This is a genomic window from Yinghuangia sp. YIM S10712 (assembly GCF_051388935.1).
Classification (GTDB): domain Bacteria; phylum Actinomycetota; class Actinomycetes; order Streptomycetales; family Streptomycetaceae; genus Yinghuangia.
This window is the reverse complement of record NZ_JBPKBI010000012.1, coordinates 25,706-40,674: the sequence shown is the minus strand read 5'-3', so window position 1 is coordinate 40,674 and position 14,969 is coordinate 25,706. Positions and strand designations below refer to the sequence as shown.

Here is a 14,969-nt window from a genome sequence, read left to right as displayed (position 1 = left end):
CGGTGCCGGCACCGCCGACTGGTCGCGCTCGTCCCCCGGGGGCGGCGCGTCTGCAGCCATTCCGGAAGCCTCCCTCCTCAGCACACCGATCGGGGGCACGCCGGCTCGACGTCTCCTTTCCATGCCTCCTCTTTCCATGCTGCCCCTCGAACCGGCAACGCACGATCGGGCCGAGTCCTGGCGGTGCACAACGCCGAAACAACGAAGAGCTGCCCCGCACTCCGCGTCACAGGACGACTCCGGACAGGGACGGCACGGCGACTGCCGACTCGGACGCACGCGAGACCCGGTCGGACGGCCGGCACGGCCGCCGGACGACCGTCATCCGGCGTCACCAGTCGTCGGCGGACTCGACTGAGTGCGAGGTCAGCACCCCACCTCGCGCACGTAGCGGCTCATGCGGCGCGGCGAGTACCAGTGGACCGAAATCGCATGCTCGGTCGTGGTGTCGCGTACGTGGATGTGGCGGTCAGGGAGGCTCCGAGCGCTGTGAGTCGACAGCCGCACGCGAACTTCCGTACCGGGAAAGAAAGTTGCGAACATGCCGCCCGCCCGTCGACACACGGGCCGTCGGTACGCCGGGCCGGACCAACGCAACTGGTCCGACCCGGCGTACGTCGACGTCCCGGGAACCGGCGGTTCTACGCGGAAGCCACCACCTGACCGGTGGTGACCTGAGGCGGGTCGGGGAACAGCGACGCCAGGTTCTCTCGCACGAACTCCGCTGCCTTCGAGGTCGATTCCTCGGCGCCGGACCGGTCCTCGAAGACGCTGGTCGAGACCATCACCCCGTTTCCGGCATCGACCCAGTAGTAGGCCACGAAACCAGGCACCTGACGCACGAGGGGCACGAACCCCTCGGTCACGGCGCGGGCCACCTCGGCCGGATCGGCGACGTTCTCGTAGCGTCGGACTGTTGCGTAGATGGCTGTTCTCCTTGCATGTCCGGGTTGTGATTGCCCAGACGCCGTACCCAGGGAGCGGATACGCCGTCATCAGGGCGCCCGACATTCACCGGAAAGGCCGCGCCGCAGGTCCCGGAGTCGAACGCTGCTCCGGCCCGGCCGACCGAGACAAAACGCGATCCGGGGCTCAGGCCGGGGTCAGTCCCGGGACACCGGCGATCGCCGCCCACGACGCGGTGGTGCGTACCGGCGACTCGCGTGCCGTGATGCCGTCGACGGTGCGCACGTCGGTGAGCCAGCGCTCGCGGTCGACGGTCACGCGCAAGTAGCCGCGACGGGAGCCGTCGAAGTACCGCACATGGGGATTCAGCGTCGGATTGGCCGCCTTGAGAGGCCCGTCGAACGCGGCCGGGAAGTCCGAGCTGACGCTGGTCGCGGTGAACTCGACAGCGACCGGGGCACTCGCCAAATCGTCGCGGTCCACGCGCAGGTCGCTGCACCACGTGGAGTGGATGTCCCCGGCGAGCACCACCGGGTTGGCCGCACGGGTGTCACGCAGCAGGCGCAGCAGGCGGACGCGGGCCGGATCGTAGCCGTCCCACTGGTCGAGGTTGGCGATCGGCGGGAACGGGTTCGCCGGGTCAAGGAAGTTCGGGAAACGGATCTGACTGACCATCACCTGCTGCGCCAGGACGTTCCAGCGGGCCCGCGACGAGCGAAGGCCGTCGGCGAGCCACCGCTCCTGCGCGGCGCCGACGAGTGTGCCCGAGCCGTTGTCCAGGCCGTCGGCGACGGGCCCGAAGTCACCGGAGTGGCCGCCGGGTTGGTCGGTGCGGTACTGACGGGTGTCGAGCACGTTCAGGCGTACCAGGTCGCCGAACTCGAAGCGCCGGTAAAGCCGGTAGTCCGTCGACCCGGGAACCACCGCCCTGCGCAACGGCATGTGCTCGTAATAGGCCTGGTACGCCGCTGCCTGCTGCCGCGCGAATCGCGCCGGGTCCTGGAACCGGTCGCCGGTGTCGTCGATCTCGTCGACGAGGCCCGCGTAGTTGTTCTCCGTCTCGTGGTCGTCCCACGTGACGATCCACGGGAACGCGGCGTGGGCGCGTTGCAGCGCGGGATCGGTCTTGTACTGGGCGTGGCGTGCCCGGTAGTCGCCGAGGGTGACGAGCTGGTCCAGGCCCACGGTCTGCGGCGCGGTGTGCAGGCGGTCGGGGTACGCACTGCTCGGATCGTATTCGTAGATGTAGTCGCCGAGATGCACCACGACGTCCAGGTCCTCGGCAGCCAGACCGAGGTAGGCGGGCCAGTAACCGTTCTGCCAGTCCTGGCAGTTCACGACGCCGACGCGGAACCGGTTCGGCCGCGAGTACGCCTCGGGCGCGGTACGCGTACGGCCGGTCGGGCTCACGTGGCCACCGGCGCGGAAGCGGTACCAGTAGACGCGGCCGGGCCGCAGCCCTCGTACGTCCACGTGCACGGAGTGGGCCAGTTCGGGGCGCGCGGCGGCGGTGCCGCGGCGTACCACCGCCGAAAAACGCTCGTCGGCGGACACCTCCCACTCGACGGGCACGGTCCGGCGGCCCATCGCCGCAGCGTCGAACGGGTCGGCGACCAGCCGTGTCCACAGCACCACCGCGTCGGGAAGCGGATCTCCGCTGGCGACGCCGAGGAGGAACGGGTCGCGGCGCACCGGCTCGGCGTGCGCGGTGCGCGTGCCCGCCAGCCCCAGCCCGACCCCGAGCGCGGCACCGGCCGCCACGGTGGCGCGACGGCTCACGGGCCGGGAGGGAGAAGACGACGGGGAAGGTTCGATCGCAGATGGCACTGACGCCTCCTGGGGCCGCCGCGGGTGCGGAAGGTGAATGACGACGCACGCTGATCCCCGAATCGAAGCACGCCGTGATGACCCACCCGTGAATGGCAGGCGGCCCGCACGTGACCGGCGCGGCGCCGAACTCCCGCCGCCTGACCACCGCTTCCCTGATGCGTGGCGGACGGACGCGTCACGCGACGGACGAACCGCCTCCGCCGTCGCCGCCACGAAACCTCGCGCCCAGGCGTCGGGGAAGTACGCCCGCGTCGGGCGTGGGCCACGACGTTTCAGCGGTCGAAGTGGATGCGCACCGTGGTGCCGTCGTCACCGGTGTGCACCCGCACGAGATCGGCGACGTTGTGGACCAGCAGCAGGCCCCGACCGCCGATCTGCCCGGCCTCCGGGGGCCTGCGGCCGGCGAGCGGGTCGGCCAGCCGACCCCGGTCCCGGACCTCGCACCGGAACTGTCCGGCTTCTGCCCAGACCGCCAGCGTTCCGCTGCCCCCGCCGTGCATCACGCTGTTCGTCGTCAGTTCCGCCACGGCCAGCTCCACGTCCAGCAGGCGCTGCCCCACCAGGCCGAGTTGTCGGGCCTGGCCGACCGCGAAACGGCGCGCCGCGGAATGCTTCGGGGCGGCGAAAGCGAACTCCGCCGCCGTCGGCGCGGGGGACAGGGGCTCATTGAAGCGGGCCACGGCCGCCCGCCAGTCGTACGCGTCGCTGTCCTGCTCCCGCCCGCGGCTGATGACCGTGGGATGGGTGAGCCGGGCATCGGCCAGGATGTCCGCGTCCAAGCGGGCCTCGTCGTACGGGCACAAGATGGTCGCCGCCCGGTTCTCGAAGGCCGGGTTGATCAACGCCTCGTGCTGGGCGCACGCGGGATACTCCATCGCGCTGCGGTCCGCCCAGATCGGCTCGCCGATGATCCGCACCCGCCGCCGCGGATGGGAGTCGGCGAACTTGCGGAGCACCTGGGAGATGATGCGCCCGGGGTTGCGTCCGGCCTCGGCCATGTCCAGGAAGGACACCGCGTCGGCATCCGCGCCCAGGCCGGCCCTGATCAGGTCGAGATTCCGGCCCGGCACCGCCACGGCCACCGGTTCGTCCGAGGCCAGGCCCTCACGCACGAACGACACCGTCTGCGCGGTGTACTCCTCCTCGGTGCGATAAAACAGCGCTGGATGAACGAACGCCTCATCGATGCCCGGCCGCCTCGTCACGGTGCCACCTCGATCCGGCGCATCTCCGGCCAGAACATGTCCAGCACGCGCGGTAGTTGCGGCGGAGGGTGCTCCACCACGACCCGGCCGCCCGGCAGGGTCAAGGCCGTGACCGCAAGCGCCGCCACACCCGCAACATCGACGAAGCCGACGCCTGACAAGTCGATGAAGGACACATCCTCGTGCTGCCCGGCCATCGTCCGCAGAGCCTGCTGCCAGGCCGTGCGGGTGGCCGCGTTGATCTCGCCGCTCGCGCGGATTCCACGACGATCGGACAACAGGGTCACCTCCAGCACGGCCGATCCGTATATCGGCCCGGACCCTTCCCGGCCGTGCGGCAGATCCACATCTTCTCCTCGCGGGGTTCGTCGACAGCCTGCTCGCCGACCCACCCGCGGCGCCGGACCGCGCCCGCTCATTGCCAACCGGGGAAGCCTATCGCCGCTGTCCCCAGGCGACCGCACGGCCCCCGCCCGAGGCGACCGGGGTCCTCGCGACAGCGCAAACGAAAACCTAATGGATGGTTGGGTCTGTGATGGTCCGCGTGAGCAGAGTCGGACGTCACGCGGGCCTCGGGTCCGCTCCGGCCGGAATCGGCCGCCGCGCGTCCCCCGGCGGATCCACCTGATGAACGGCTCCTTGTGGTCGGCGTTCCGGCAGTGCCGCGACCAGCCGGTGCAGCGCTTCCTCGTTCCCCGTCACGCGGAGCTGTCCCGACGAGACCGCGCCGGCCACGGTCGACCGGTGGGCGAAAACGTCCTGAAGGGCGACTTGGGTGGCGGTGACCGACGTGTCGGCGGGTGTCGACACGTCACCGCGGGTCACGGACGTCAGTCGGCCGTCGGTGACGTCGATGCGGTAGACGTCGCGCTCCAGTTCGATGCGGTAGGTCGCGGTCCAGGGTGAGTCCGGCTGCGGAACGAAATAGGCGCGCATGCCCAACAGAACGGTGTCCGCCGTCAGTTCGCCATCGAGCGGCACGACCGGCGACCGCATCCCCCAAACGCGGAGGGCCGCGAAGACCGGCTCCAACTCCGCGCCCCACGAAGTCAGTTCATAGACCTTGGCGGATGCCGGCCGTGGCAGGTCGCGCTTCTGCACGACGCCGACGGATTCGAGGTCCTTCAAGCGCTGCGCGAGCACGCTGGGGCCGATCGCCGGCAGGGCGGCCTGCAGGTCGCTGTAGCGGCGTGCGCCGAGCCGTAGTTCGCGGACGACCAGGAGCGCCCACCGATCGCCGATCATGTCGAGGGCGTGCGCGATGGGGCAAGCCTGACCGTACGTGCGCCGTCTCGACTTCGCTGAATCCGCCGCCTTCGTCATCGCCCACCTCGCATCGTCCGATCCTTGCTTTGAAAATAGTAGCAGTTACTTCGGTTTCAGTAGTAGATTGAGGGCCTCGACGACCCAGGAGGCTTCCATGACCCCCGTCCGCATCAGCCCCGAGACGACTGTCCGCGCCAACGGCATCCGGCTCGCCGCGCAGGCGTTCGGCGAACCAGACGCTCCGGCCGTACTGCTGATCGGGGGCGCCGAAGCGTCGATGGACTGGTGGGACGACGAGTTCACGGCGCGCCTCGCCGACGCGGGGAGGTACGTGCTCCGGTTCGACACACGCGACACCGGCCGCTCGACCACGTTCCCGGCCGGTGAACCGACGTACTCGCAGGACGACTTGGTGGCCGACGCGGTCGGGTTGCTCGACGCTTTCGGCATCCGGGCGGCGCACATTGTCGGGATCTCGATGGGCGGCGGCCTGGCACAGCGGATCGCCCTCACCCACGCCGAGCGTGTGCTCACCCTGACCCTGATGTCGACCACCCTCGGCGGGCCCGGCGGGCCGGAAAGCCCGGAGCTGCCGCCGATGAGCGACGCGTTGGCCAAGGCCTTCGCAGAGCCCGGACCCGGCCCTGACTGGTCGGACCGGGATTCGGTGATCGCCTACTTCCTGGCGGCCGAACGCCTTTTCGCCGGCACGATCCCGGTGGACGAGGATCAGGTGCGCGCCGTCGCAGGCCGAGCCTTCGACCGAAGCACGGACCCGGCCGCAGCCGCGAACCACTGGTTGATCGACAGCGGCGAGCCGATCCGCGCGACGCCGGGCGACATCGGCGCTCCCACGCTCGTGCTGCACGGCACCGCGGACCCGCTTTTGCCGTACGGGCACGCCGAGGCCCTGGCCCGCGTGATCCCCGGCGCCACCCTCGTGCCCCTGCCGGGTATGGGACACCAGATGCCGCCACGCTCGCTCTGGGACACGGTCGTCCGGGCGATCGCGCGGCACACCGCGGCACACGCGACAGACTGAGCAGGGGCTGCGGCAGCGGGACGGCAGTCGAGGCGACCCTCGACCAAGCGCGCCGGACGCGGCCGCGAGCGTGGGTGACGTTCAAGTCGCGAAGCAAGTTCGCCGCACGATGTCGAGAACGGCGTGACGGCTTCGTCCCAGGGGTGGAAGCGACAACTGTCGGCCGCACCGCACTCAGGAGGCCCACCATGACGAAGTCAGCGAGATTCTCGAACACCCGCTGAGCCAGGCGATGCTGGCGCGTGACCTCTGCCGCCTGGCCTACGTCGCCAAGGACGGGACACCGCGGAACATCCCGATCGCCTTCGCCTGGAACGGCAAGGAGGTCGTGATGTGCACGTCGAAAAACGCCCCGAAGCTGGCCTCGCTCCGTCGAAACCCGGCCGTCGCCATCACGATCGACACCGAGGTGCACCCGCCGAAAATCCTGCTCGTCCGCGGCACCGTGGAACTCGACGAGGTCGACGGCATTCCCGACGAATACCTTGAGATGAACGGCTCCTACGCGATGACAGCCGAGCAACGGGTCGAGTGGGAGGCCGGGGTCCGCTCGCTCTACGACGGCATGGTCCGCATCGTGATGACGCCGACGTGGGCCAAACTGATCGACTTCGAGACGACTTTGCCCAGCGCGGTCGAGGAACTCGTCCGGCAGCGCGCAGAACGCCGGCAGCAGAGCGGCAACGGAGTGCGGTCCGACGAGCCGGGGGCGTCGGCATCATGACCGTCAGGCCCACGGCGCCGACTGCAGAACAGCCTGACGACTTCGCCCGGCTCCCCGAAGCGGCAGCCGAGCCGGTTCGCCGAGCATCAGCTCCGGGCCCGCCCCCGGTCGGCGTGCGTACGACGCCGGCTCCGTCTGTTCTGCCGGCTGTGAAACGCACGGCCGGGCGGTGCAGAGGGCACACCACCCGGCCGGGTCTCTCTGTTCCGTTGTCAGGTCCCGTTCGCGGGTGTACGTGCGCCCGTCCAGGGTGGTGGTGAAGGTGCCGATGGCGTTGAACGCGGTTCCGAAGAGAATCGGTCGGCGGGAAGCCGAACTTCGGGGGAGTGGGTGACGGTGGCGCCGGGATGACCGACGCCGGATCACGAGTCTCGGCCGGGGCATCTCCGATGCGGCCCGGGACCTGCCCCCGTTCTCGGAAGCGTCGGGCTCGACGCCCGTCGGCGAACGCCTGGACGTCGATGCGTCCGCTGTTCTCACGAAGGACACCGACGGCTTCGTCGCCGGACCGCGTGTCCGGAAGTCCGAATCACGCGGTCCGGCGGCCGAGTTGGTCCTCGTCAGCCAACGAATCGGGCCGGAGACCTTGTCACACGGGTTCGAGGAGGATCAGGTAGATCGCGTTCGGCTCAAGATCGATCGTCTCGGTGTACGTCTTGCCGGGATCGACGATCTTCTCGTCGACCTGCTGGAGATCGGCCTTCGCCGGGTCGGCGAAGTAGTTGCTCGTCGTTTGGTCGATCCGGAACATGCGCTGACGGACCGGCCCGTGCCGCAGGTTCGGCGGCAGGTTGGACATGTCGATCGTGGCCTGGTAGCGGCGTTCGTTGACATGCTGGTAGTTCCAGACCATGAGCGACGCGCCGGTCCTGTCCTTCGCCGCGACGGCATACACGCCCTGGCCCGCCTCAAGGCTGTCCGAGACGGCTTCCACCTTGGTGGTCTTCATCTTGGACTGCATCAGCAGCATGTTTCCGTAGGGCGTGAACGTGTCGACCACAGGTCCGTCGGGAGTCCGGGTGACCAACTGGTCCTTGCGCCCGTTGCTCCCGTGGCGGAGCACCCAGTGGAAGGGGTACGTGTTGGGCTGGTTCGACCACCAGTAGTGGAGTGCAGCCATTCCGGCGGCCTGCCGGACGTAGTCGGTTGTGCCGGGATCCGGATCGTCGTACGCCGGGCCGGGATACAGGCCCGTCTCCGTGATGAACGCCGGGATGCGCGTGCTGATGCAGCGTTCATGCAGCCATGCGTCGACCTGGGCCCGCTGCGTGCCCACCTCGCTCGGATCCTCCTTGAAGAAGTGGAAGCGGGTGTAATCGTCGTTGAAGTCGCCGTATCCGTGCCAGGAGATGAAATCGAGGCGCTTTCGCGGGTTCGGGTCGGCCGCGTAGTCGTCCAGGAAAGCCTTGAACCACCGTTCCTTGAAGTAGGCGAACGCGGGGCCGCCGACCTTGAGCGGAACCTCGGGCCGCAGTTCTGCGTTGAGTTCGTTGACGGCCTCGTAGAACGGTACGTAGTACGCGTAGAGATCCTCGGGCTGCAGCGCCGGCTCGTGTCCCGCGCGGACGTCCTCCCCGTGGAGAGCCCAGTCGGGCTCGTTGAACGCCTCGACATACTCGATCTTCGGGTGGCGCTGCTTCAGCCCCCCGATGGCCAGCTTGACCAACCGCTTGATCTCGGACGGGTCCTTGCCCTCCCGTATCAGCCAGGCCGGGTTCCCCGGACCGTCGTAGGGGGCACCCGTCATCACGATCATCAGCGATTCGGCGAGGTCGTCGGCTTCGCTCAGGTACGGGTCCATGCGCTGGAACTCGCACGTGCCCGCCACCGAGTCGCAGATGTCTCCGCGGAGCCACACGCGCTGCACGTCGCTGCGAAGGCCCTGCTCGTTGAGGAAGTCGACGTCGGCACGCCGTTGCTCGGGAAAATGATTGATGTGGTGGAAGTTGTTGAACCGTTCGGTGTGCAGCAGCGCACCTTGGCGGTCACCGAAGTCAACGGACACGGTGGCCGGTTCGAAGGGCTCCGAGTCGGCTGTCGCCGGCTGGATCACAGCCACGAGGACGAGCATTGCGACCAGCACGGAGACTGGCGCGAGACGTCTGCGCAGGAACCTGAGGAGCATAGGTCGTTCACCTCACGTTGTAGGTGGCCCGAATGAAGACAGTCCGACAACGGTCGCCTGGCGGAATAAAGATTTCAGGCTCGTTCTCCACCGCAAATCGCTCCTCGCCGCGCACGACGAATCAGCCCAACCCATTTCACCTGGAATACGGGGTTCGGACTCGCAATTGCCACGACAATTGAATGCTGCTGCCGATGCACGGGCGAAAACATCTCGATCGCTTGGCCGGGATGATTTGTCGGTGGCATCTCGCAGGTTGCGGCGGCGCGTCGAGGGCGCGGTGACCTGAGGAGTCAGCCGGACTGTGTGGTGAATCGAGTCGTCTCCGCCGCGCGTGGGTCGGCAATGGCCGTGGCCGACAACGACCGTCTGGTGGGGCTTTGCATACTCATCTGCACTCTGGGAGACCTCGCTTCCGCAGACATGGGGAGTCCGTTCGCCGTATGCAAAGAACCAATGGCCACCTACCGCCAGGACAGGGCGGGTTGCTCGAAGTCGTGGCCGGATGCCACGGTACGATTTGCGTTCCCGTGACGTCGTCCGGTGCTGCGGCCCTGAAAACCCTGAGAGCTGCAGTCGCCGTCGGCGCCCATGGCGGTCGCAATCATAGAAATTGTCGTTCTCGAATTTCAATGGATGCATTGTCAGAACTAAAACTCATGATGCCATTGCCGGAAATGATGGGGCCCGGGTCGTCGGGCTCGGGCGGCCTGCGGCGATGCGGGATGAGCGCGCCCCGGCCGTCTTCCTCGCTCGGGGCGGCCGGGGCGCGGCGCGAAGGCAAGGAGCGGCGTCCGCGCCCACGTCGGAGTCGCATTGCCCGGGCGACCCCAACTCCCTTGACCGCGACCGCCCGTGGCCGTGGCCGCGGGTAGCGGTGGTCCGGCCCATCGACATCGGCGGTCGACATTGAAAGCCCTGCTTCCATCAATCAGAATCAGTGTTCGAGCGGACGGCTCAGCCGGCACCTCGGCCGACGCGCCAGGCACGATCGCCGCCACACCCGCCGCGAGAACGGTCACTGATGAACGGCGGGCCCGGTGGACGGCTTCCGCCTGCGGGCAGGCGAGAGGAAACGCGTGGAGTTCAAGCAACTCAAAGCCCTGATCACGGTGGCCGAGGTCGGCAGCGTCACCCGCGCCGCCGAACTTCTGGACCTGGTCCAACCCGCTGTTACCCGGCAGATCCGCACACTGGAGGACGAACTCGGCGTCACACTGTTCGAGCGCAGCAGGCAGGGCATGCGCCTCACCGAGGCAGGGGAGATCATGGTCGACCGTGCCCGCCTCGTCCTCGACGACCTCAGGCACGCCCTGATGGCGGTTCAGCAGCCGCCCGGCCAGACGACCGGCACCGTGAACATCGGTCTGCCGGAGAGCACCGCCGACCTGCTGGGACCGCCCGTCGCGGCGACGATCCGACGCGACCACCCCGGCGTCCGCCTTTGCTTGAGCACCGCGAGCTCCGGCCATCTGCAGGAATGGCTCGACAACGGCACCCTCGATCTGGCCCTCCTCTACGCCGTGGACGACGAGCAGGCACTCAACACGCATCCACTGGCACGTGACAACCTGTGGGTCGTCGCGCCGTCCTCGGCAGGACTGCGGCCGGACGACCCGATTCCCTTCGCGCTTGCCGCGCAGCACCCTCTCGTCCTGCCTCCGGTCAGCCACGCGCTGCGCACGCTCATCGACGGCGCAGCAGCCGACGCGGAGGTCACCGCCGACGTCGTCGTCGAGGCCGACTCCTTGCGTCTGCGGAAACAACTTGTGCTCACCGGTCTCGGCTGGACCATCCTGCCCGGAGCGGCAGTCATCGACGAAGTCGCCGACGAGTCGCTGTGCGCAGCCCCCCTGTGCGATCCCGAAATATGGTGCTCCATCGTGGTCGCCACCCAACGCGCCGTCCGAACACCGCCTGCCGTACGAGCTGTCGCCCGCGCCCTCAGCCGCCAGGCCAAAGCCGTGGCCCGCCAAGGACGATGGCGGCCCGCAACCCTGCACTGCGCAGGCCGGACCCAACCGAAGGGCTGCGAAACACCCGACCCGGACGGCGCCCTGTCGGGCTGACGGCCACCAGGCGTGCGCGCCGAGATGGATGCGGTCTCGGTTGACGAAACGGATGCGGCGCTCCGCGGCAGCTTCGTCATCGGCCTCCCAACCTCCGGACCTCCGGCAAGGTCGTGTCCGGGCCCGGAGGACCGGGGGTGTCAGTGGTTGTCGGCCGGCTCTCCGGACACGCTGCCGTGAGTCTCCGCGCCGGTTCCGTCAACCGATGATGTGCGCAGCAAGAGCCCGGTCAGGAGGGTCGCGATCAGGCCTCCGGCACCGGCGATCACGAAAACCGCCTGCGGGCTGGTGACGTCGAGCAGCAGCCCGCCGCAGACATAGGAGAGCGCCGCCGCCACTCCGATGGCTCCGTAGAAGGTGCCGAAAACACGACCGAGCAAGGGGCCGGGCACGGATCGTTGCAGGAGTGTGCCCGCGGCCACGTCCATGGCGGCGATGCCGAGCCCGCGGGTTGTCTGTACGACGAAGGCTGCGGCGACCGACCAGGCAAGCCCCGTCAACAGGTTGCCCGCGCTGCTGACAGCGAAGCCCGCGAGCAACAGGAGCGGCATCGAGAACCGCGTCACCCGGTTCAGCAGGAGGTAGCCGACGAACAACCCGATCCCGACCGCTGCCAGCAGGACCCCGGCGGCCGAGTCGCCTTGGCCGAGGGTGTCCTTGGCGAGAAGGACAAGCGCGACATCGTCGATCCCGTTGAAGGCCACGACCGCGAAGAAACCCAGGCCGACCGCCCGGACCAGCCGATCGCGCCGGATGAACCGGAGGCCTTCGAGTGCGTCGCCGAACAGGCTCGTCGTTTCGCTTCGCGACGGGCGGACGGACGGCATGGAGACGAGAAGCAGCGCCGAGAGGAGAAAGGTCGCCGCGTCAACGAGCAGCACCCCGCGCACTCCGACGAACGGAATCAGCGCCGCCGCGACCAGCGGTCCGAGCGCCTCTCCGCCGTTGGTGCCGAACCCGATCGCCGCGTTCGCCTGCGGCAGTTCGCGGTCCTGGACGAGGGCCGGCACGATCGCCCTGGACGCCGGTTGAAATGCCTGACCCGCGATGGCCCGCACCGCCACGAGAACCAACAGCCATGGCAGCGACGGCAGCCAGAGCGCCATCACCAGCACGGTCAGCCCCTGGAGAACCTCGCAGCAGACCATCACCCTGCGAAGGTCGAACCTGTCGCTGATCGCGCCGGTCAGCGGTCCGAGCAGCGAGGGAGCGAAGTCACCCACCAACAGCAGGGCCGCGAGCGCAAGTGCCTTTCCTTCAGCGCTCTCCACATGGAGCATCAGCGCGACCAGGCTCACCGAATCACCCAGGAAGGACACCGTCCGAGCGGCCCACAAACGCCGAAACTGCCCGTTGGTTTTGATCACGTGAGCGCTCACCGGGGCCATGATCCTGGAGCTGACCTCCGGCGGTAAAAGCATTTTCGAGGCCGCTTGCGCGCGGCGTTCCCGGGCTGTCGGCGCACGCTTCGCGTCGCCTCCGGACGCGGGCCGACGACGTTCCCCGGATCTCCTGTCGGCCGGTGACCTGCCTGTCGAGGCGTTCATGCCGATGCGCTCCACACTGCCGTCCCGGCGCGGCCTGCCCAGCTGTCGGTCGGGCCATTCGTTGCGTCGGTCGTCCCGAGGGCCCGGTGGGGTTCAGTCGGCGCGGGCGGCCAATCCGGCAAGGACGAGGTCGACGCTGTTCTCGACCAGGGTGCGGTTCAGGGGGGCGTGCCGGAAAAGCGCCCGGTAGTAGACCGGTGCGGCGAGGGCGTCGAGGGCGAAATCCATGGCGGCCCCGTCGAGTTCGGGGATCACGCCGCGTTCGGCCGCGTGGCGCAGGACAGCTTCGGTGCTGCGGCGTCGTGCGTGGAAGACCTCGTCGAGGAAGGCGTCGCGCAGGACGGGGTCGCGCGCGAGGTCGGCGACCAGGGCGGGCAGTACGTGGCCGAGCACGGTGGTCTCGAACGCGGTGACAAGCGTCTCGATGCCGGTGATCAGGTCTTCACGCAGGTTGCCGGTGTCGACGGTGGGCACCGTGCCCAGCAGATCCGCAACGGCGTCGACGACCAGATGCTGTTTGGAAGGCCAGCGCCGGTAGACGGCCGGTCGGTACACCCCGGCGTTCTTGGCGAGTTGGCCGATGGTGAAGTCGGCGTAGCCCACTTCGGCGAGTAGGTCGAGGGTTGCGGTGCGGACGGCCGCATCGATCGCGGGGTCCTTTTGGCGGCCGGCGGCGCGTGGGCCGGGAGGCGTGGGCACGGCGGGTTTCCTTGCGGGTCGGCGGGCGGGGGAGCAGCGGCACTTGTTTTTGATTCAGGTCGTACTGTATCACTTCAATACGCCGTCCCGCTCCGGCCACCCGACTGCCGGGCGGGAGGCAGCCGTTCCGCTTTCCCTGAAGGGCCGTGCCGTGTCCGCTCATCCGACCGCCCCCCAACCGCCGCACTCCCGGGCGTCCGAAGGCGAACAACGCCCGTCGGTTCCCTCGTTCGCCTCCACAAGACCCGGCAATCCGACGGTGTTGCGTGCCGGGTTCGGGGCGCTGGCCGCGCTCGCCTTGGTCGCCGTCGTCCTCCGCGCGCCGGTCACCGCCACCGGGCCGTTGTTGCACCGCATCCGCGACGATCTCGGCCTGGCCGGTGCGGCCATAGGTGTGCTGACCGCGCTGCCGGTGCTGTGCCTGGGCGTCTTCGCTTTCGTGGGTCCTGTGCTGGCCCGGCGTTACGACGAGGCCCGTGTCGTGCTCGGCAGCCTGCTCGTCCTGGCGGCGGGAGCAGTCGTCCGTCTCCTGCCCGGCGCAGGGGCGTTGTTCGCCGGAACGGTCCTGGTCGGAGCGGCCATCGGCCTCGCCAACGTGCTCCTCCCGAGCCTGATTCACAGCCGTTTCGCGGGCGCGGCGGCCGGGGTGACCGTTTTCTACTCGGCCTGCCTGACCCTGGGCGGCGCGGGTGGTTCCGCAGTTGCGGCGCCACTCGCCGAGGCCACCGGATCGTCGTGGCGTGTCCCGCTCGCGCTGGTCGCGCTGCCCGTGACCCTCGCCGCGATCGCGGCCTGGCTGCCAAGTGCGCGCCGGGCGGGGCCGGCCGCAGCGGCGGGTGGCACGGACCGGGCGCGTTTGTGGCGGGACCGCACCGCCTGGTACGTCACCGCCTTCTTCGCCGCCCAGGCGCTCCTTGCCTACGTGGTCTTCGGCTGGTTGCCCACCATGTGCCAGGACCGCGGCATCAGCGAGGCGCACAGTGGGCTGATCCTGTCGCTGACGAGCCTGGTCGGGGTGCTGGGGGCGGCTGTCCTTCCGGCGGTGTACCGTCGCCTGCCCGACCAACGCGGCCCGGCCGTCGCCGTCGCCCTGCTCAGCGGGACGGGTCTGGCCGGCGTCGTACTCGTTCCGGCGCCGGGAGGTGTGTGGCTCGCCGCAGGGGTGCTCGGGCTGGGGCAAGGGGCCGGATTCGCCGTGGCGCTCAGCCTGATCGGCCTGCGCACGGCGGACGGGGCCCAGACCTCGGCGCTGTCCTCGATGGCACAGGGCATCGGCTTCCTGCTCGCGACTGTCGGACCCCTGGGCACGGGGCTCCTGCATGAGGCGAGTGCCGGATGGGCAGTGCCGCTATCGGCATTGCTGGTTGTGTGCGTGGTCCAGGTCGCCGCCGGCCTGGCGGCCGGACGCACGCGACGCGTCCTGGACGTCTGAGCGTGGTCCGTACAGCCGCCGAAGCCAGGCTGAACACGGGCCTGCCCACCGGCCTGGGACCCACCGCCTCAGTGGTCAACCGCCCCTCAATGCGGGTGCTCCGCGCGCTTGGTCGATCGGACTC

13 protein-coding genes are annotated in these 14,969 nt (G+C 69.2%); 4 read left to right on the top strand and 9 right to left on the bottom strand.

From position 1 onward, the window contains the following. Nucleotides 1-366 precede the first annotated feature (366 nt). From ACRX5W_RS22490 to ACRX5W_RS22465, 6 genes are all read right to left on the bottom strand, one after another. Entirely contained in the window at nucleotides 367-507 is a 141-nt protein-coding gene (locus ACRX5W_RS22490) for a hypothetical protein (RefSeq protein ID WP_436790060.1), read from the bottom strand. Nucleotides 508-641: 134 nt separating this feature from the next. Next, nucleotides 642-866, bottom strand: coding sequence for a hypothetical protein (locus tag ACRX5W_RS22485; RefSeq protein ID WP_436790059.1), 225 nt, complete (start codon nucleotides 864-866; stop codon nucleotides 642-644). 226 nt (nucleotides 867-1,092) lie between these two features. Continuing rightward, nucleotides 1,093-2,685 carry an alkaline phosphatase D family protein gene (locus ACRX5W_RS22480; protein ID WP_436790058.1) on the bottom strand — a complete coding sequence of 531 codons (1,593 nt, stop codon included), beginning with the start codon at nucleotides 2,683-2,685 and terminating at the stop codon, nucleotides 1,093-1,095. A gap of 323 nt (nucleotides 2,686-3,008) precedes the next feature. Then, nucleotides 3,009-3,941 (bottom strand): anti-sigma factor RsbA family regulatory protein, encoded by a 933-nt coding sequence (locus ACRX5W_RS22475; RefSeq protein ID WP_436790057.1) that lies wholly within the window; start codon nucleotides 3,939-3,941, stop codon nucleotides 3,009-3,011. Beyond that, the gene (locus ACRX5W_RS22470) at nucleotides 3,938-4,288 is read right to left on the bottom strand and encodes an STAS domain-containing protein (RefSeq protein WP_436790056.1); all 351 of its coding nucleotides are present in this window, start codon (nucleotides 4,286-4,288) and stop codon (nucleotides 3,938-3,940) included. The genes ACRX5W_RS22475 and ACRX5W_RS22470 overlap by 4 nt, the downstream gene beginning before the upstream one ends. Before the next feature lie 214 nt (nucleotides 4,289-4,502). Further along, on the bottom strand, nucleotides 4,503-5,186 hold the full coding sequence (locus ACRX5W_RS22465) for a winged helix-turn-helix transcriptional regulator (protein ID WP_436790055.1): 684 nt from the start codon (nucleotides 5,184-5,186) through the stop codon (nucleotides 4,503-4,505). Nucleotides 5,187-5,223: 37 nt separating this feature from the next. Here ACRX5W_RS22465 and ACRX5W_RS22460 point away from each other — a divergent pair, with 37 nt between their 5' ends. Together ACRX5W_RS22460 and ACRX5W_RS22455 are read left to right on the top strand one after the other, a co-directional pair. Beyond that, on the top strand, nucleotides 5,224-6,249 hold the full coding sequence (locus tag ACRX5W_RS22460; protein WP_436790054.1) for an alpha/beta fold hydrolase: 1,026 nt from the start codon (nucleotides 5,224-5,226) through the stop codon (nucleotides 6,247-6,249). Nucleotides 6,250-6,481: 232 nt separating this feature from the next. Further along, complete coding sequence (locus ACRX5W_RS22455; protein ID WP_436790053.1) at nucleotides 6,482-6,973, top strand: pyridoxamine 5'-phosphate oxidase family protein; 492 nt, start codon at nucleotides 6,482-6,484, stop codon at nucleotides 6,971-6,973. Between the two features lie 589 nt (nucleotides 6,974-7,562). On the opposite strand, the gene ACRX5W_RS22450 is transcribed toward ACRX5W_RS22455, so the two are convergent. Then, nucleotides 7,563-9,098, bottom strand: coding sequence for a hypothetical protein (locus ACRX5W_RS22450; protein ID WP_436790052.1), 1,536 nt, complete (start codon nucleotides 9,096-9,098; stop codon nucleotides 7,563-7,565). Nucleotides 9,099-10,177: 1,079 nt separating this feature from the next. Here ACRX5W_RS22450 and ACRX5W_RS22445 point away from each other — a divergent pair. Continuing rightward, nucleotides 10,178-11,167 (top strand): LysR family transcriptional regulator, encoded by a 990-nt coding sequence (locus tag ACRX5W_RS22445; protein WP_436790051.1) that lies wholly within the window; start codon nucleotides 10,178-10,180, stop codon nucleotides 11,165-11,167. Nucleotides 11,168-11,307: 140 nt separating this feature from the next. Here the strand turns inward: ACRX5W_RS22445 and ACRX5W_RS22440 are convergent, their stop codons facing one another. After that, the gene (locus tag ACRX5W_RS22440) at nucleotides 11,308-12,729 is read right to left on the bottom strand and encodes an MFS transporter (protein WP_436790050.1); all 1,422 of its coding nucleotides are present in this window, start codon (nucleotides 12,727-12,729) and stop codon (nucleotides 11,308-11,310) included. A 78-nt stretch (nucleotides 12,730-12,807) separates the two neighbouring features. Next, nucleotides 12,808-13,413 carry a TetR/AcrR family transcriptional regulator gene (locus ACRX5W_RS22435; RefSeq protein WP_436790049.1) on the bottom strand — a complete coding sequence of 202 codons (606 nt, stop codon included), beginning with the start codon at nucleotides 13,411-13,413 and terminating at the stop codon, nucleotides 12,808-12,810. Between the two features lie 151 nt (nucleotides 13,414-13,564). On the opposite strand from ACRX5W_RS22435, the gene ACRX5W_RS22430 reads away from it, so the two are divergent. Next, entirely contained in the window at nucleotides 13,565-14,845 is a 1,281-nt protein-coding gene (locus ACRX5W_RS22430) for an MFS transporter (protein WP_436790048.1), read from the top strand. Nucleotides 14,846-14,969 lie beyond the last annotated feature (124 nt).

Bases quoted from the DNA above. Each gene is read 5' to 3' on its own strand.
- ACRX5W_RS22465 (WP_436790055.1), bottom strand. From the start codon at position 5,186: ATGATCGGCGATCGGTGGGCGCTCCTGGTCGTCCGCGAACTACGGCTC.
- ACRX5W_RS22455 (WP_436790053.1), top strand. From the start codon at position 6,482: ATGCTGGCGCGTGACCTCTGCCGCCTGGCCTACGTCGCCAAGGACGGG.
- ACRX5W_RS22450 (WP_436790052.1), bottom strand. From the start codon at position 9,098: ATGCTCCTCAGGTTCCTGCGCAGACGTCTCGCGCCAGTCTCCGTGCTG.